Source organism: Macrococcus psychrotolerans, from assembly GCF_038095555.1.
In the GTDB taxonomy this organism is placed as follows: domain Bacteria; phylum Bacillota; class Bacilli; order Staphylococcales; family Staphylococcaceae; genus Macrococcoides; species Macrococcoides psychrotolerans.
The window spans coordinates 935366-952792 of sequence record NZ_CP124591.1; the positions used below are offsets into that span (position 1 = coordinate 935366).

Here is a 17427-nt window from a genome sequence, read left to right on the forward strand (position 1 = left end):
AAAAACGTGACAATAAATAATAACGAAAAATTTAAAGTATTGTTAAAGCAGCTGCAGATTGAAGATTTATTTACAATACCTGATCTCGATGAAGCAGAACTCACTAAGATTGATGTTTATAAGAATGACCTTAGATGGCATATGTACTTTAAATTTCAAACGCACCTGCCATATGAATTATTTGCTCTGCTTAAATCTAAGATTAAAGAACATTTTGAACATATTGCAACAGTGACATTTGAAATAGCAGTATTGGATGCTCTTGATACAGAGAAACTCTGCGCATATATTCCTTATGCGATTAGCCAGACGAATATGAGTCCAAGTTTAAAGCATCAGTTAAATAGTAAAGCGTTTACATTCAGCGGTGATATATTAAAATTCAATGTGACGAATGATATCGAGAAAGTTCACTTTGAAAAGAACTGTAATGGCGCGCTTCTTAAAGCCTTTAAAGACGTAGGTTTTAATGTCTCACGTTGTGTATTTGAAGTGTCAGACAATGCTGAACAAGAAGAGCTGGCATCTTTAGAAGCGTATATACAGGAAGAAGAAGAAAATCATAGTAAAATATTAAGAGAAAAGATGATCGAACGAGAAAAACAGCGTAAAGAAGATGATGGCCCTGAAGTGACACGTTGTCAGATTGGGAAGCCGATACAAATTGAAAATGTTAAACGTATCGAATCCATTATCGAAGAAGAATATAAAGTTGCACTTGAAGGTGTAGTCTTCGATATCGATATTAAAGCACTAAAAAGCGGACGACATATCGTGCAGCTTAAAATAACAGATTACACAGATTCTTTAATCGTTAAGATGTTCACACGCAAAGGTAAAAACGACTTAGAGCATTTTGAGTCATTGAAAATTGGTGACTGGGTGCGTGTACAAGGTCGTATTGAAATGGACACCTTTGTACGAGATTTGGTCATGATGATGGATGATATCGAGGCCATCAAAAAACCTGAAAAGCAAGATAAAGCACAGGACAAACGTGTTGAATTCCATCTGCATAGTGCGATGAGCCAGATGGATGGTATTACGCATATCGGAAAATATGTTGCTCAAGCTGCAAAATGGGGCCACAAAGCAATCGCGGTAACTGATCATAACGGCTGTCAGGCATTTCCGGATGCACATGCTGCAGCAAGTGCAGCGGGCATTAAGATGATCTATGGTATAGAAGGGATGCTTGTCGATGAGGGTGTGAACATCAGTTACAAACCACAAGATATACCACTGAAAGATGCGACCTACGTTGTCTTTGACGTAGAGACAACAGGTTTAAGCTCACAATATGATAAAATTATTGAACTTGCGGCAGTTAAAGTGAAAGACGGAGAAATCATCGATAAGTTTGAGCGCTTTAGCAATCCCGGAGAACGTCTGAATGAAACGATTAAGAACTTGACTGGAATTACTGATGATATGCTTATAGATGCACCGCCAATCGAATCTGTATTGAAGGATTTTAAAGATTTTGTAGGGGATGCAATCTACGTGGCGCATAATGCAAGCTTTGATATGGGATTTATCGATACTGGTTTCGACCGTCTAGGATATGGAACAACGGAAAATGGTGTCATCGATACGTTAGAACTTTCAAGAACGATCAATACTGAAATGGGCAAACATGGCCTTAACTTTCTTGCCAAGAAGTATGGTGTAGAATTAACACAGCACCATAGAGCCATCTATGATGCTGAAACGACTGCGCATATCTTTGTGAAGATGTTAAAACAGATGGAAGCGCTCGGTGTTACGAATCACAAGGAGATTGACCTGAAGCTCTCAAATAAGGATGCTTATAAACGTGCGCGACCGATGCACGTAACATTAATCGTCCAGAATCAAAAAGGATTAAAGAATCTTTTCAAAATCGTAAGTGATTCTATGGTGGAATACTTCTATAGAACACCAAGAATCCCGCGCTCACTTTTAAATAAATATCGTGAAGGTATACTGGTCGGAAGTGCGTGTGATAACGGTGAAGTGTTTACGGCGGTGATGCAGAAGGATCAAGAAGAAGTTGAGAAAATTGCGCGCTACTATGATTATCTTGAAGTACAGCCAAAAGCACTATATCAGCATCTTTTAGATAAAGACTTAATCCGTGATAATGAAACGATGGAAGAAATCTATAAGCGTATCCTCGATGTTGGTGAAAAACTAGATATTCCAGTTCTAGCCACAGGTAATGTCCACTACTTAAATGAACACGATAAGATTGCACGTGAAATCTTGATTGCATCAAATCCGGGTAATCCGTTGAATAGGCAGACATTACCAGATGCACATTTTAGAACGACCGATGAAATGTTAGATGCCTTCCATTTCCTAGGAGAAGAGAAAGCTTATGAAATCGTCATTAAAAACACAAATGAACTTGCTGATCGTATAGAGACGGTTATTCCTATTCAGGATAAACTGTTTACACCGAATATCGACGGTGCAAATGAAGAAATTCGAGAGATGAGCTATGCACGTGCACGTAGTATATACGGGGAAGAACTTCCTGAAATTGTTGTTGCCAGATTAGAGAAGGAACTGGATAGTATAATAGGTAATGGATTTGCCGTTATATATTTAATTTCTCAGAAGCTCGTGAAGAAAAGTCTGGACGATGGCTACCTGGTAGGGAGTCGTGGTTCGGTTGGATCAAGTTTTGTAGCGACAATGACTGAAATCACTGAAGTCAATCCATTACCTCCGCATTATATTTGTCCGAAATGTAAATCAAGTCACTTCTTTGAAGATGGAAGCGTTGCGAGTGGTTTTGACTTACCCGATAAATCATGTCCATCATGTAATGTGCCATACATTAAAGAAGGGCAGGATATTCCATTTGAAACGTTCTTAGGATTTAAAGGCGATAAAGTTCCAGATATTGACTTAAACTTTAGCGGAGAATATCAGCCAATTGCGCATAACTATACAAAAGTACTATTTGGAGAAGATAAAGTGTTCCGGGCAGGTACGATTGGTACGGTTGCAGAGAAGACGGCATTTGGTTATGTGAAAGGCTATATGAATGATTCAGGTGCGCATAAACGTGGTGCTGAAATTGATAGGCTTGTAAAGTCATGTACGGGTGTCAAACGTACGACAGGACAGCATCCTGGCGGTATTATCGTTGTGCCAGACTATATGGACATCTATGATTTTACACCGATTCAATATCCTGCAGATGATCAGTCCAGTGCATGGAAAACGACTCATTTTGATTTCCATTCTATACATGATAATTTATTGAAGTTAGATATACTCGGACACGATGATCCTACGATGATTCGTATGCTACAGGATTTATCAGGTATGGATCCTAAGACAATTCCTGTCGATGATAAAGAAACGATGAAAATATTCTCGAGCCCTGAATCCTTAGGTGTCACTGAAGAGGATATATTATGTAAGACTGGAACCCTAGGTGTGCCAGAGTTTGGTACTGGCTTCGTGCGTCAAATGCTTGAAGATACAAAGCCTTCATCATTCAGTGAGCTCGTGCAGATTTCTGGATTATCTCATGGGACAGATGTATGGCTTGGCAATGCTCAAGAACTTATAAAGAGCGGGACATGTGATTTAAGTTCTGTTATCGGATGTCGTGATGATATTATGGTGTATTTAATGTATGCCGACTTAGAACCATCACTTGCATTTAAGATTATGGAATCTGTGCGTAAGGGTAAGGGACTATCTGAAGAATTTGAAGCTGCAATGCGCGAGAATAAGGTGCCTGAATGGTATTTAGATTCATGCAAAAAGATTAAATATATGTTCCCGAAAGCCCATGCAGCGGCATATGTACTCATGGCAGTACGTATCGCATACTTTAAAGTGCATCATCCGTTATATTATTATGCAAGTTACTTTACTGTTCGTGCGAGTGACTTTGATTTATTGACGATGACGAAAGACAAGCATACGATTAAAGCAACAGTGAAAGATTACTATAGTCGTTTTCATGACCTCGGTAAGAAAGAGAAAGATGTACTCACAGTGCTTGAAATTACTAATGAAATGGCGCAGCGTGGCTTTAAGGTTCAGCCGATTTCACTGGAAAAAAGTACAGCCTTTGAATTCATCATTGAAGATGACACATTAATTCCGCCCTTTATCTCTGTTCCGGGTCTAGGTGAGAACGTTGCGAAACGCATTGTAGCAGCGAGAGACGAAGGACCATTCTTGTCAAAAGAAGAGCTGAATAAAAAAGCAGGCGTTTCTCAAAAGATCATTGATTATCTAGATGAACTCGGAAGTCTTTCTGGTATGCCTGATAAGGCACAGCTCTCAATTTTTGACTTGTAATTGTTTGATGAATGCACAACTTTATGTTATGATTTAATTGTTAAAGAAAATACTCTACTAGCGAAAAGAGTGGGAATCCCCGCTCTTTTCTTACGTTTATGTTAGGAGGATTATATGAGTAAAGTTACAGAACGCGTTGAAGCGATATGTCAGCCGGTAGTTGAATCTTTAGGGTTTGAACTTGTAGATGTGGAATATGTGAAAGAAGGTCCGGATTACTATCTACGTATCGCCATAGACAAACTAGGTGGTATCGATATTAGTGACTGTGCACTGGCAAGTGAAAAAATCAGTGAAGTGATGGATAAAGAAGACCCGATTACAGAAGCTTATTTCCTAGATGTTTCATCTCCAGGTGCAGAACGTCCGCTCAAAAAGGAAAAGGATTACGAGAACGCAATTGGTAAGCATGTCTATGTAAAACTTTATGAACCTGTTGAAGGGGATAAAGAATGGATCGGTGAATTAAAAGAAGTCTCAAAAGATACGATAACATTGTCAGCAAAGATTAAAACGAGAACAAAAGTGATTGAAATTGACCGTAAGCGTATTGCTAAGATTCGTCTTGCAGTCATTCTATAGGAGGCAGTTATGAAAAACAATGAATTATTAAATGCGATTGATTTTCTTGAGAAAGAAAAATCGATTCCAAGAGACGTATTAATAGAAACGATTGAAGCAGCTTTGATCACTGCTTATAAGAAAAACTATAATTCGGCCAACAATGTACGCGTTGAACTGAATATGGACAATGGAGCATACCGAGTATATTCACGTAAAGACGTAGTTGAAGAAGTAATGAATCCAAGAGATGAAGTAAGTCTTGAAACAGCATTATTGTCGAACCCCGCATATGAAATCGGCGATATATATGAAGAAGATGTTACACCAAAAGATTTTGGACGTGTTTCAGCACAAGCTGCAAAGCAAGCTGTACTACAAAGATTAAGAGATGCAGAACGTGGTATATTATATAATGAGTTTATCGATAAGGAAGATGATATTATGACTGGTATCATCGACCGTGTGGATCACCGTTATGTCTATGTGACTTTAGGTAAGACAGAGGCTGTTTTATCTGAAGCAGAAAGAAGTCCGAATGAAGTTTATCGTCCGACAGAACGTATTAAAGTCTATGTCAACAAAGTTGAGCAGACGACTAAAGGACCTCAAATCTTTGTGTCACGTAGTCATCCAGGATTATTAAAACGTTTATTCGAACAAGAAGTTCCTGAAATTTTTGATGGCACGGTAGTGGTGAAATCTGTAGCCCGTGAAGCAGGAGATCGCTCAAAGATCAGCGTCTATTCCGATAATCCTGATATCGATGCTGTGGGAGCATGTGTCGGTGCGAAAGGTGCTCGTGTTGAAGCGGTTGTGGAAGAACTCGGTGGAGAAAAAATTGACATTGTTGAATGGAGTGCAGATACAAAGACTTTCGTTAAGAACGCATTAAGTCCATCTCAAGTTGTCGATGTATTGGTAGATGAAGCGAATCAGTCAACAACAGTAATTGTTCCGGATTATCAGTTGTCGCTCGCTATTGGTAAGAAAGGTCAGAATGCACGTCTTGCTGCCAAGCTAACGGGTTGGAAGATTGATATTAAATCTGAGACAGATGCTAAAGAAGCGGGCATTTACCCGGCAGAATAGGGGGGGTTTAATGAAGCAGCGTAAAATACCCATGAGAAAATGTATTCTTTCTAATGAAATGAAACCTAAGAAAGAACTGATTCGTGTCGTCAAAAATAAAGAAGGCGAAATATTTGCAGATGCGACCGGTAAGCAAAATGGGCGTGGTGCATATGTTTCGATGGATTTAGATATCGTAAATAAAGCACGTGAAAAAAAGAAATTAGAACATTATTTCGAGACCGATGAAACGGTGATGAATCCAGTATATGATGAAATTATTCGACTCATCTATAGAGAGATGATTCCAAAACGATGACATCTAAAGATAAGTTATTAAACCTGCTAGGTCTTGCGATGCGTGCAAGAAAATTATCTACTGGAGAAGAACTTGTATTAAATGATGTACGAAGTAAACGTGCTAAGCTCGTCATCATTTCTACAGACGCATCAAACAATACTATGAAAAATGTTTCGAACAAATGCCAGTCCTATCAAGTCGCTCTAGAACAAGTATGTACAAGGTATGAACTAGGGTATGCACTTGGTAAAGATGAACGTGTAACAATTGGCGTTCTGGATGCTGGATTTGCGAAGTCAATGAAAGCTTTGATTCGAGACATCAATGAGGAGAGAAGCTATGAGTAAAAAGAGAATATATGAATACGCAAAAGAAGTCAACTTAAAAAGTAAAGATATTATCGATGCATTAAAGAAAATGAATATTGAAGCATCGAGTCATATGCAGGTAATCGAAGCAAAAGAAATCAGTGCATTAGATAAAATCTTCAAGAAATCTGATGCTAAAGCAGAAGTGAAACCTGAGCAAAAAGCTGAATCAAAAAAAGAAGAACCTAAAAAAGAACAGCCTAAAAAAGAAGAACAGAAAAAGCAAAGCGATCAGAAGAAGCCTCAAAATAATAATCAAAAACGTAATCCAAACCATCGTCCTGGAAGTCATAATAAACCAGGTACGGGCGGTCCATCTAAAAACAAAAAAGGTAAAGGCAAAGGTAAACAAAAACCTGAACCAAAACAAGAAGTACCTGTTGTAAAAGAAACACCATCTAAAATTACGTATGAAGAAGGCATTACAGTAGGAGAGCTAGCTGAAAAACTAGGTAAAGATGCTTCTGAAATCGTTAAAAATTTATTTATGGTCGGTATTATGGCTAATATCAATCAATCTTTAAATCAAGAAGCAATCGAGCTTATTTGTGATGAGTATGGCGTAGAAGCTGAACTAGAAGTTGTTGTCGATGCAACAGACCTAGAAACATATTTTGAAGATGTAGATGCTAATGAAGAGGATATTATGGAACGTCCGCCTGTTGTTACAATTATGGGACACGTTGACCATGGTAAAACAACATTACTTGATTCCATCCGTAATACACGTGTTACTGCAGGAGAAGCAGGAGGAATCACACAGCATATCGGTGCATATCAAATTGAATATAATGATAAGCCTATTACATTCCTTGATACACCAGGACATGCTGCGTTTACGACAATGCGTGCACGTGGGGCGCAAGTAACAGATATCACAATATTAGTAGTAGCAGCTGATGATGGCGTAATGCCACAAACGGTTGAAGCCATTAACCATGCGAAAGCAGCAGAAGTACCAATCATCGTTGCTGTAAACAAAATTGATAAGCCAACTGCTAATCCAGACCGTGTAATGCAGGAACTTGGTGAGCACGGATTATATCCTGAAGATTGGGGCGGCGATACTATCTTCGTTCAAATCTCCGCAATTAAAGGTGACGGAATCGATGATTTACTAGAAATGATTCAGCTTGTAACTGAAGTTGAAGAATTAAAGGCAAATCCGAAACGTACAGCGATCGGAACTGTAATTGAAGCGGAATTAGACAAATCTCGTGGACCAGCTGCATCTTTACTTGTTCAAGATGGTACGCTTGAAATCGGAGACTCTATTGTTGTTGGTAATACGTTCGGTCGTGTCCGTGCAATGGTCAACGATCTTGGCAAACGTATCAAGACAGCTGGACCATCTTTACCAGTAGAAATTACTGGACTTCAAGATGTACCTTTAGCTGGAGATCGTTTTGTTGTATTTAAAGATGAGAAGAAAGCGCGTCGTATTGGTGAAGCACGTCAGCAGCAGAATATTTTAGCGCAGCGTCAGGAATCTCAAAAAGTTTCTCTTGATAACTTATTTGAACAGATGAAACAAGGTGAGATGAAAGACTTAAACGTTATCATCAAAGGTGATGTACAAGGTTCAGTTGAAGCGCTGGCAGCATCACTTATGAAAATTGATGTTGAAGGTGTTAACGTACGTATTATCCATACAGCAGTGGGTGCAATTAATGAATCTGATGTTACTTTAGCGTCTGCATCTAACGGTATTATCATTGGTTTCAACGTCCGCCCTGATGTTAATGCGAAACGTGCGGCAGAAGCTGAAGGTGTAGACATGCGTTTACACCGCATCATCTATAAAGTAATCGAAGAAATCGAAAGCGCGATGAAAGGGATGTTAGACCCTGAGTTTGAAGAAAAAGTGATCGGTCAGGCGGAAGTTCGTCAAACAATCAGTATTTCTAAAGTCGGTACAGTAGCCGGAAGTTATGTGACTGACGGTAAGATTACGCGTGATTCACAAGTACGTATCATTCGTGATGGTATCGTCGTTTACGAAGGTCAGGTTGATGCATTAAAACGTTTTAAAGACGATGTACGTGAAGTGGCACAAGGATATGAGTGCGGTATCACGATTGAAAACTTCAATGACATCAAAGAAGGCGACATCTTTGAGGCCTTTGTCATGGAAGAGATTAAACGCGTCTAATAAAGCTATTTCTGAGAGTTGAAAGAAGAGAAGACTAAACTACAATATTAAAACACTTCACGAAAATTCGTGAAGTGTTTTTTTAGATTAATAGGGAATAGAGCATTTCATTATTGTTAACGGCGATATACTTAGGATCGAACTGCTGCACACGTTGGTAGAGACTATTTTTATCGCTCTTATCTTTCAGTTGTACGCCAATGATGACAGCACCTTTACTTCTTGCAGTTTTCTTGAGGTATTCAAACTTTGTGATATCATCTTCAGGACCCAGTACATCGTTAACAAATGTTTTCAGTGCACCTGGTCGCTGTGGAAAGTTAACGATAAAGTAATGTTTTAAAGATTCATACAGGAGTGCACGTTCTTCAATTTCATTCATACGATTGATATCATTATTGCTACCGCTGATGATACATACAACATTCTTGCCGATGATATGATCCTTAAAATGTTCCAGAGCACTTACACTCAGTGCACCTGCAGGTTCAGCGACAATCGCTTGTTTTGTATACATGTCGATGATTGTGCTGCAGACCTGTCCTTCATCGATAGCGATACAATCATCGATCACCTGTCGTGCGATATCAAATGTCAGTGCGCCCACAGTTGCTACAGCAGCACCGTCTACGAATTTATCGATAGCATCTAATGTGAGTCTCGTCCCTTTTTCAAGAGATTGTTTCATGCTGCTTGCACCACGAGGTTCTACTGCAATGATCTGCGTTTCTTTGCTGACATCCTTAAGATATGTACCAACACCTGATATTAATCCGCCACCACCGACCGCCTGAAAACAGTAGTCGATTACAGGCTGATCCATAAAGATTTCCTTTGCGACAGTTCCTTGGCCAGCCACTGTATGATTGTTATCGAAAGGATCGATAAAACTAAGGTTATGATCTTCTGTATATTGTAGCGCGGCAGCAAGACACTCATCAAATGTATCTCCATACAGTTTAATCTCCACGTTATCTTGCCCAAAGAACTTGACCTGTTCTATCTTCTGGTTCGGTGTAGTTACCGGCATAAAGATGACTGCGTGCAGGTCGAGTTTATTTGCAGTGTAGGCGACACCTTGTGCATGGTTGCCGGCACTGGCACAGCTGATACCTTGCTGTCGAACCGCGGGCGTCAGCTGGCTGACGGCATAATAGGCCCCTCTTAGCTTGAACGAGCGTACCCATTGCAGATCTTCGCGTTTCAGGTAAACATTGCACTGATATTTTTGAGATAGATATAGATCCTTTTCAAGTGGTGTATGCTTGACTACATGTTTCAGTACTTCATATGCCGCTTCTATATCATCTTTTGTAACAGGCATCTTTGTATGCGTATGGTTCATACTATTCCTCCTCTAGTTGTTATTGATAAACGGCATCATCGTTCTAAGGTCTGCACCGACTTTCTCTATAGGATGTCCCGCCTGGGTACTTCTCATAGATTTAAAAGACTCAAATCCATTATTATTGTCTTCGATAAACTGCCTGCTGAATGCGCCAGACTGGATATCAGCTAATACCTGTTTCATATTCTCCTTAACTTCAGGTGTAATAACGCGTGCACCAGAGACATAATCTCCAAACTCAGCGGTATTAGAGATGGAATGTCTCATCTTCTCCATACCGCCTTCGTACATAAGGTCTACAATCAGTTTCATTTCATGCAGTACTTCAAAATAGGCGAGTTCTGGCTGATAACCTGCTTCCGTCAGTGTTTCAAAACCATAGTGGATGAGCTTTGTGATACCGCCGCAGAGTACCGCTTGCTCACCAAAGAGGTCTGTCTCTGTTTCTTCTTTGAAGGTCGTTTCGATGACGCCCGCGCGTGTAGCACCGATGCCGTGTGCATAGTTCAGTGCAAGGGCCTTTGCGTCACCAGTTACATCTTGATCGACTGCAAATAACGCAGGAACAGCACTGCCTTTAACATATTCACGTCGAACAAGATGTCCTGGTCCTTTTGGTGCGACTAAGAAGACATCAACATCGTCAGGTGCTTTGATTGCACCAAAATGTACATTAAATCCATGAGCGAAAACTAAAGCCGATTGTGGTTTGAGATGAGGTGCGATTTCCTCGTTGAATACACGCTGCTGTACTTCATCCGGCATAAGGACGACGGTAACATCTGCATGTTCTACAGCTTTACTGACGTCATATGCTTGAAATCCATCTTCTTCAGCCTGTGTTCTGGACTGTCCTTCACGTACTCCGATGACCACGTCATAGCCACTGTCCTTAAGGTTCAATGCATGTGCGTGTCCTTGAGAGCCGTAACCTAGTACTGCGATTTTCTTATTTTTTAAGTATTCCTTATTTACATCGTTATCATAATATACTTTAGCCATTATAAAACCTCCTGAGTTGTGTTGTTTACTACTGATAATACAGTTATTGGTTTTTCTAGTTGTTTGATGACAGTATGAATGTTCTGGCCGTTTCTTAATGCTACTTCCAATGTCAGATTAAATTGTCCGCCTTCTGATTGTCCATGCAGTGCTATAACTCTAATGTCTCGTCGGAAACAGATGCTTGTAATACGATTCAGCACTTCGGGACGGTCTGTCATGCAGATGCTAAGCGAGTAGTTCATTCGTATCCCTCCACTTCATGATTAGGTTTCCCAGATGGAACCATTGGAACCACCATCTCATCAGGGGAGATTCTGATCTCGATGAACGCAGGACCTTGATAAGCAAGTGCTTCATAAAGTGTCGCTTCCAGAGCCTGTTGCTGCGTGATAAGGTAGGGTTTGACGCCATATGCGTTGCTCAGCATCTGAAAGTCAGGCTGTCCACTGAAGACTGACTCGCTATAACGCTGACCATGGAATTTATGCTGCCATTGTTTCACCATGCCGAGCGTACCATTGTTCAGCATGATGATTTTGACCGGGAGCTGATATTCGTTTAATATCGCCATTTCCTGGTTGGTCATCTGAAAGCCGCCATCACCGACAATAGCAACTACCATCTGATTAGGTGCGCCAAGCTGTGCACCGATTGCAGCAGGAATACCGTAGCCCATCGTGCCGAGACCACCACTTGTGATCAGCTGTGCCTTCTTGAATGGATAGTATTGGGCGGTCCACATCTGATGCTGACCTACATCCGTTGCAACAACGGCTTCATCTGTAAACCTACCGATAAGTTCAACCACATGTTGTGGTCTGATGAAAGTTTCGGCCTGTCTATACTTGAAGGGGTACTGCTGATGTCTTTCGATACATATCTCTGTCCAGCTGCTGTCGACAGAGCAAGGTAGATCCAGCAGCTGTGTAAGAACCGACCTGACATCTCCGTGGATTGCGAGGTCAGCTTGTATAACCTTATTAAGTTCACTTTGATCTATATCGATATGAACGATCTGTTTGTTCTGCTGAAAGGCTGCAACATCTCCGATGAGCCTGTCATCGAACCGACTCCCGAAGTTGATCACGCAGTCACTTTCAGAAAGTGCCATGTTCGCAGCATAGCTCCCATGCATGCCCCCCATACCTAAAAAGAGGGGATTATCGTATGGAACTGCGCCAAGTCCGAGCAATGTTGTCACTACTGGGAGATGGTATTTTTCTGCAAAACGTGTCAGCATATCGTTTGACTGAGAATGATTGATACCTGCCCCTGCCAATAGAAGCGGACGCTGTGCTTGAGCAAGTAAATTTGCCAGCTCGTGGACTGTTTCAATGTCAACATTTGGTGCAAGTGTGTAACCCGGCAGGTTCATCTCAGTCTGTAGCGGGCCTCTAGCCTTACTGATACCGATATCTTTAGGAAAATCTATAACTACTGGTCCTTTACGTCCTGTACTGGCTACGTGAAAGGCTTCGTTGATAACTCGAGGTATCTCTTCGACTGAGCGAATCTGATAGTTATGTTTCGTGATTGGTGCTGTCAGCGAAATCAGATCTGCTTCCTGGAATGCATCTAGTCCGATACCTTGCTGATGCACTTGTCCTGTGATGACGACAAGGGGCAATGAGTCACAGTAAGCATCTGTTATACCGGTTACTGCATTCGTCGCTCCAGGACCACTTGTCAGCACGACAACCCCAGCTTTGCCACTTGAACGTGCGTAGCCTTCTGCGGCGTGTATCGCACCTTGTTCATGACGTGTCAGGATATGTTTGAAAGGTGCATCGTAGAATGCATCATAAAGTGGAAGTACCGCACCTCCTGGATATCCAAAGACGTATTCTACATCGTTGTCAACGAAAGATTGCACAAGCAGTTGTGCGCCTGTTTGTTCATGGTTCATGGTATTCCTCCTTATAATAGATGTTCTGGTATCTGCATGACACCGCCTGTATTAGCACTTGTGACAAGTGCTGTATAACGTGCGAGGTATCCAGATCTAACTTTTGCCTTAAAAGGTTGTAGGTGTGCCTTACGTTGCTTTAGTTCATCATCTGTTACATCGACGTTCAGCGTACGATGCACAAGGTCGATGGTGACCATATCTCCATCTTCAATGAGTGCGATAGGTCCCAAAGCCGCTGCTTCAGGTGAGATATGTCCGACTGCAATACCACGGGTTGCACCTGAGAACCTTCCATCAGTGATCAAGGCGACCTCCTTACCGAGGCCACGTCCGACGATGGATGAAGTAGGGGCAAGCATCTCAGGCATCCCTGGACCACCTTTTGGACCTTCGTATCTTATAACGACGACATGGCCCGGACGTACTGTATGGTTATCGATTGCCGCGACCGCTTCGTCATGGCTATCAAAACAAATGGCTGCACCGGTGAACGTCTGTATAGAAGGATCGACACCGCCTACTTTGATAACCCCTCCAAGTGGAGCGATATTACCATGAAGCATCGAAAGACCGCCGTGTTCACTGTAAGGGCTATCCAGTGTATGGATGACTTCCTCATTTTGTATTGTGTGAGCAGCATTATTGTCGCGTAGAGTAGCACCAGTAACTGTCATGCGGTCAGGATGAAGAATTCCTTCACGCTTCATCAGTTCATTGATGATTGCAGGTACACCCCCTGCGTTATGTACATCATGCATGGAGTAAGAAGAACTTGGTGCAATCTTCGATAAGTAGGGTGTTTTTTCAGCTATTTCGTTGATACGCTCTAAGTCATAGTCGATACCCGCTTCGTTTGCAAGTGCGAGTGTGTGAAGAACAGTATTTGTGGAACCACCCATCGCCATATCCAGCGCAAATGCATCGTCGATTGCCTCTTTTGTTACGATATCCTTCGGTTTGATATCACGTTTGACAAGATCCATCAGCTTAAACGCACTCTCTCTGATCAGTGCTCTACGTTCTTTACTGACGGCAAGTGCAGTACCATTGAAGGGGAGTGCAAGTCCGAGCACTTCCATCAGACAGTTCATGGAGTTTGCAGTAAACATACCAGCACAAGAACCACATGTCGGACATGCATTTTGTTCCATATCAAGAAAGTCCTCTTTTGTGAGTGTACCTTCCTTGAACGCACCGACCGCTTCAAACATGCTAGATAATGTCAGTGCCTTGCCGGTAGCGGATAATCCTGCCTTCATCGGACCTCCTGAGCAGAAGATAGCAGGAACGTTCGTTCTTACAGCAGCGAGCAGCATGCCAGGTGTTATCTTATCGCAGTTCGGAATATAGAAGACACCATCAAACCAGTGGGCATTGATAACTGTCTCTGCTGCGTCAGCTATGATTTCACGGCTCGGCAGAGAATACCTCATGCCGATATGACCCATAGCGATTCCGTCATCAACACCGATCGTATTAAATTCAAACGGTATGCCACCTGCTTCTCTAATCGCTTCTTTTGCGATGTCTGCAAGTTCTCTTAGATGAACATGTCCAGGGACGATATCGATATATGAGTTGCAGATTGCAATAAATGGTTTATTCATATCTTCTGGTGACTTAATTTGTCCCGTTGCGTGCAGTAGGCTGCGGGCCGGTGCTTGTTCAGGTCCTTTTTTGATCATATTACTTCTCATATAAATCCTCCCTTAATTTTACAAACAAAAAAAACGATGCCCTGAATAGGACATCGTTCCCAGTCCTATTCATGTGAAATAGGACTTAAACTTATAAGTAGTGTAATCTACCTACAGTTCCAGTCCGGACCGATAATAATAATAATGTTGTTAAGTTGTAAATGTCTGTTATTCATCATCATCTGTCCTTCCTGTTTTTTTGTATGTTACAAATTTAAAGTAAAATGACATAGATGTCAACACAATATTTAAAATTTTCTAAAAATTAAGCAAAATACAAAAACGCAAAAATTGACAATCAGCAGTTTGAATCCTTATAATAAAAGTAATCGAAAGTATAGAGGTGAAGTATATGAGTTTAAGAAGTGAACGAGTTGGTGAACAGCTGAAGAAAGAAATCAGTGAAATTATCAATCAGAAGCTAAAGAATCCGAATGTCGGCTTTGTAACAGTGACAGAAGTTGAGGTTACGGGTGATTTAAGTCTAGCATCGGTTTATGTAACGGTGCTTGGAGAAGAGAAGGAGCGTAAGAAATCTTTAGAAGGTCTGGAGAAATCTAAAGGATTCATTAAATCAGAAATCGCACATCGTATGGATTTACGTATTGTACCTGACTTAAAATTTAAATATGATGAGTCCATTGACTATGGTAATAAAATCGAGCGTATGATTGCGGAATTAAATAGAGATAAATAGACCAATCACACTTTTTCATGTAAACTATTTTAGAGTTTACTGAAGGAGTGTTTTTTTATGGATGGCATTATCGGTATTAATAAGGCGCGGGGGATGACGAGTCATGATGTGGTGTTTAAGCTACGTAAAATTTTAAGGACGAAGAAAGTCGGTCACACGGGGACACTTGATCCTGAAGTGGATGGCGTATTGCCGATTTGTGTCGGTAAGGCGACGCGTATCAGTGATTATGTGATGCAGAGTGGTAAACGTTATATTGCAGAGGTGACCCTCGGCGTTCAGACGGCGACTGAAGATGCTCATGGTGAGGTTGTGAATACGGCATCGATTGAAGAGGGAATGTATACAGAGGCGCAGGTCGATGAGGTGTTACTTCAACTAACGGGTTCAATTAGACAAGTTCCTCCGATGTATTCCGCGGTTAAGGTAAAAGGACGTAAATTGTATGAATATGCACGTGAAGGAATTGAGGTTGAGCGTCCAGAACGTACAGTGGAGATTTATGAATTAATACGTACAAGTGCTGTTCGTTTTATTGATGGTAAATGTATATTCAATATTGAAGTCGCATGTGGTAAAGGGACATATATTAGAACGCTTGCCACTCAAGTAGCAGATAGTCTAGGTACTATTGGTCATATGTCAGATTTGACACGAACGGAGAGTGGTGGATTTAAGCTTGAAGACTGTATTACAATAGATGAATTACGTGAAGTACCCTATGATGCGATAGCTGAGCTTCTCAAACCGATAGAGGCGGGTCTTGCCCATATGCGGCATGTCGCTGTCGATGAGCCGACATCCGTCAAGATTATGTATGGCCAAAAGTTACGTCAGATGAGCCCGCCGATTGAAGATGAGACGGTGATGACGTACAATGATAAGGTAATAGCAATTTTCATACCGGATGAGAAGCATCCAGGTTTGATCAAAGCTAAAAAAGTATTTAATTAGGGGATAGCTATGAAAACAATTGAAATGATACATCCAATAGAGCAATGTTATGATCACGAACCATGTGCCCTTGCAATTGGTTTCTTTGATGGGATTCATACTGGACATCAGAAGGTCATTGAAACCATGATATGTATTGCTGAGAATAAAGGACTGAAAAAAGCGGTGATGACGTTTGACCCTCACCCTTCTGTCGTCTTAAATCCTGAAAAACAACGCACAGATTATTTGACGCCGATGCAGGAGAAGAAGCATATATTAGAAGCGATGGGTATTGATTATTTATTTATCGTGCCGTTTACTTCTTCGCTCGCTCAAATGGAGGAGCATGACTTTATCTCGAATTATTTCACTAAAAATCATGTAAAAGAAGTTGTAGCTGGTTTTGATTTTACTTATGGTAAATATGGAAAAGGAAATATGCTTAAACTTGAAGCGGATAAAGATGGTTTCAATGTAACGACTGTAGAAAGACATGCGCTAGCTGACGAGAAAGTTTCTACTACTTTAATTCGTAAAGATCTGATTCATGGCGATATTGAATCAGTGAATGCACAACTTGGAAGACCTTATAAAATTACTGGTCTTGTTGTTCAAGGTGAAAAGCGTGGACGTACAATTGGATTTCCGACGGCAAATGTTGAGCCGAATGAAAACTTTGTATTGCCACGTTTAGGTGTGTATGCCGTTACGCTGAAGCTCGATCAGACTGGTAAAATATATAAAGGCGTCTGTAATGTGGGGGTAAAACCAACCTTCCATGACCCTGAAAAACAGCAAGTTTCGATAGAAGTGAATATCTTTGATTTCAAAGACTCAATATATGGAGAACGTGTTGAAATTGAATGGTATGAATTTTTACGTGCTGAAAAGAAGTTTGATGGTATTGATAGTCTGATTACACAAATAAATGCAGATAAAGCACAGGCAATTGAAATATTGAATGACATTCATCTTGATTAATTATTGATTCATGATATAATAACGAGGAACCTTTCCTTGGCTTATAGATCACTCCGACTTTATGCTCAGGTTACGGTGTCAATTAAATTT

At 40.9% G+C, this 17427-nt stretch carries 13 protein-coding genes and 2 pseudogenes; 10 read left to right on the forward strand and 5 right to left on the reverse strand.

Going from position 1 to position 17427, the window contains the following annotated elements; all coding sequences use genetic code 11:
• Positions 1-6: 6 nt before the first annotated feature.
• From QA539_RS04720 to infB, 7 genes and pseudogenes are all read left to right on the forward strand, one after another.
• Positions 7-4311, forward strand: coding sequence for a PolC-type DNA polymerase III (locus tag QA539_RS04720; RefSeq protein WP_423245843.1), 4305 nt, complete (start codon positions 7-9; stop codon positions 4309-4311).
• Between the two features lie 114 nt (positions 4312-4425).
• Positions 4426-4893, forward strand: coding sequence for a ribosome maturation factor RimP (gene rimP / locus QA539_RS04725; protein WP_219494667.1), 468 nt, complete (start codon positions 4426-4428; stop codon positions 4891-4893).
• 9 nt (positions 4894-4902) lie between these two features.
• Positions 4903-5964 (forward strand): transcription termination factor NusA, encoded by a 1062-nt coding sequence (nusA, locus tag QA539_RS04730; protein ID WP_219494669.1) that lies wholly within the window; start codon positions 4903-4905, stop codon positions 5962-5964.
• A 10-nt stretch (positions 5965-5974) separates the two neighbouring features.
• Positions 5975-6262, forward strand: coding sequence for an RNase P modulator RnpM (rnpM, locus tag QA539_RS04735; protein WP_219494671.1), 288 nt, complete (start codon positions 5975-5977; stop codon positions 6260-6262).
• Positions 6259-6591, forward strand: coding sequence for a YlxQ family RNA-binding protein (locus QA539_RS04740; RefSeq protein ID WP_219494672.1), 333 nt, complete (start codon positions 6259-6261; stop codon positions 6589-6591). Before rnpM ends, QA539_RS04740 begins: the two co-directional genes overlap by 4 nt.
• A pseudogene (locus tag QA539_RS10950) lies at positions 6584-6746 on the forward strand (translation initiation factor IF-2 N-terminal domain-containing protein); the annotation flags it as partial. The gene QA539_RS04740 and the pseudogene QA539_RS10950, both read left to right, overlap by 8 nt.
• Before the next feature lie 185 nt (positions 6747-6931).
• Positions 6932-8764: pseudogene (gene infB / locus QA539_RS04745) on the forward strand (translation initiation factor IF-2); the annotation flags it as partial.
• A gap of 82 nt (positions 8765-8846) precedes the next feature.
• On the opposite strand, the gene ilvA reads toward infB, so the two are convergent.
• The 5 genes from ilvA to ilvD are packed head-to-tail and all read right to left on the reverse strand — an operon-like array spanning position 8847 to position 14723.
• Entirely contained in the window at positions 8847-10109 is a 1263-nt protein-coding gene (gene ilvA, locus QA539_RS04750) for a threonine ammonia-lyase IlvA (protein WP_219494675.1), read from the reverse strand.
• 12 nt (positions 10110-10121) lie between these two features.
• Entirely contained in the window at positions 10122-11114 is a 993-nt protein-coding gene (gene ilvC, locus QA539_RS04755; protein ID WP_101144158.1) for a ketol-acid reductoisomerase, read from the reverse strand.
• A complete protein-coding gene (locus QA539_RS04760) occupies positions 11114-11359 on the reverse strand; it encodes an ACT domain-containing protein (RefSeq protein WP_219494677.1) in 246 nt (81 codons plus the stop codon). Before QA539_RS04760 ends, ilvC begins: the two co-directional genes overlap by 1 nt.
• Positions 11356-13023 (reverse strand): biosynthetic-type acetolactate synthase large subunit, encoded by a 1668-nt coding sequence (gene ilvB, locus QA539_RS04765; RefSeq protein ID WP_219494679.1) that lies wholly within the window; start codon positions 13021-13023, stop codon positions 11356-11358. Before ilvB ends, QA539_RS04760 begins: the two co-directional genes overlap by 4 nt.
• 11 nt (positions 13024-13034) lie before the next feature.
• Positions 13035-14723: a dihydroxy-acid dehydratase gene (gene ilvD, locus QA539_RS04770; RefSeq protein ID WP_219494680.1), complete on the reverse strand. Its 1689-nt coding sequence runs from the start codon at positions 14721-14723 to the stop codon at positions 13035-13037.
• A gap of 352 nt (positions 14724-15075) precedes the next feature.
• Between ilvD and rbfA the strand changes: the two genes are divergently transcribed.
• The 3 genes from rbfA to QA539_RS04785 are packed head-to-tail and all read left to right on the forward strand — an operon-like array spanning position 15076 to position 17337.
• On the forward strand, positions 15076-15420 hold the full coding sequence (rbfA, locus tag QA539_RS04775) for a 30S ribosome-binding factor RbfA (protein WP_012656768.1): 345 nt from the start codon (positions 15076-15078) through the stop codon (positions 15418-15420).
• 57 nt (positions 15421-15477) lie between these two features.
• Positions 15478-16374: a tRNA pseudouridine(55) synthase TruB gene (gene truB / locus QA539_RS04780; protein WP_219494681.1), complete on the forward strand. Its 897-nt coding sequence runs from the start codon at positions 15478-15480 to the stop codon at positions 16372-16374.
• Between the two features lie 9 nt (positions 16375-16383).
• Positions 16384-17337, forward strand: coding sequence for a bifunctional riboflavin kinase/FAD synthetase (locus tag QA539_RS04785; RefSeq protein ID WP_219494682.1), 954 nt, complete (start codon positions 16384-16386; stop codon positions 17335-17337).
• Positions 17338-17427: the final 90 nt, after the last annotated feature.

Excerpts from the sequence above, each read along its gene's own strand:
- rimP (WP_219494667.1), top strand. The coding sequence starts at position 4,426 with ATGAGTAAAGTTACAGAACGCGTTGAAGCGATATGTCAGCCGGTAGTT.
- nusA (WP_219494669.1), top strand. The coding sequence starts at position 4,903 with ATGAAAAACAATGAATTATTAAATGCGATTGATTTTCTTGAGAAAGAA.
- rnpM (WP_219494671.1), top strand. The coding sequence starts at position 5,975 with ATGAAGCAGCGTAAAATACCCATGAGAAAATGTATTCTTTCTAATGAA.
- QA539_RS04740 (WP_219494672.1), top strand. The coding sequence starts at position 6,259 with ATGACATCTAAAGATAAGTTATTAAACCTGCTAGGTCTTGCGATGCGT.
- ilvA (WP_219494675.1), bottom strand. The coding sequence starts at position 10,109 with ATGAACCATACGCATACAAAGATGCCTGTTACAAAAGATGATATAGAA.
- ilvC (WP_101144158.1), bottom strand. The coding sequence starts at position 11,114 with ATGGCTAAAGTATATTATGATAACGATGTAAATAAGGAATACTTAAAA.
- QA539_RS04760 (WP_219494677.1), bottom strand. The coding sequence starts at position 11,359 with ATGAACTACTCGCTTAGCATCTGCATGACAGACCGTCCCGAAGTGCTG.
- ilvB (WP_219494679.1), bottom strand. The coding sequence starts at position 13,023 with ATGAACCATGAACAAACAGGCGCACAACTGCTTGTGCAATCTTTCGTT.
- ilvD (WP_219494680.1), bottom strand. The coding sequence starts at position 14,723 with ATGAGAAGTAATATGATCAAAAAAGGACCTGAACAAGCACCGGCCCGC.
- rbfA (WP_012656768.1), top strand. The coding sequence starts at position 15,076 with ATGAGTTTAAGAAGTGAACGAGTTGGTGAACAGCTGAAGAAAGAAATC.
- truB (WP_219494681.1), top strand. The coding sequence starts at position 15,478 with ATGGATGGCATTATCGGTATTAATAAGGCGCGGGGGATGACGAGTCAT.
- QA539_RS04785 (WP_219494682.1), top strand. The coding sequence starts at position 16,384 with ATGAAAACAATTGAAATGATACATCCAATAGAGCAATGTTATGATCAC.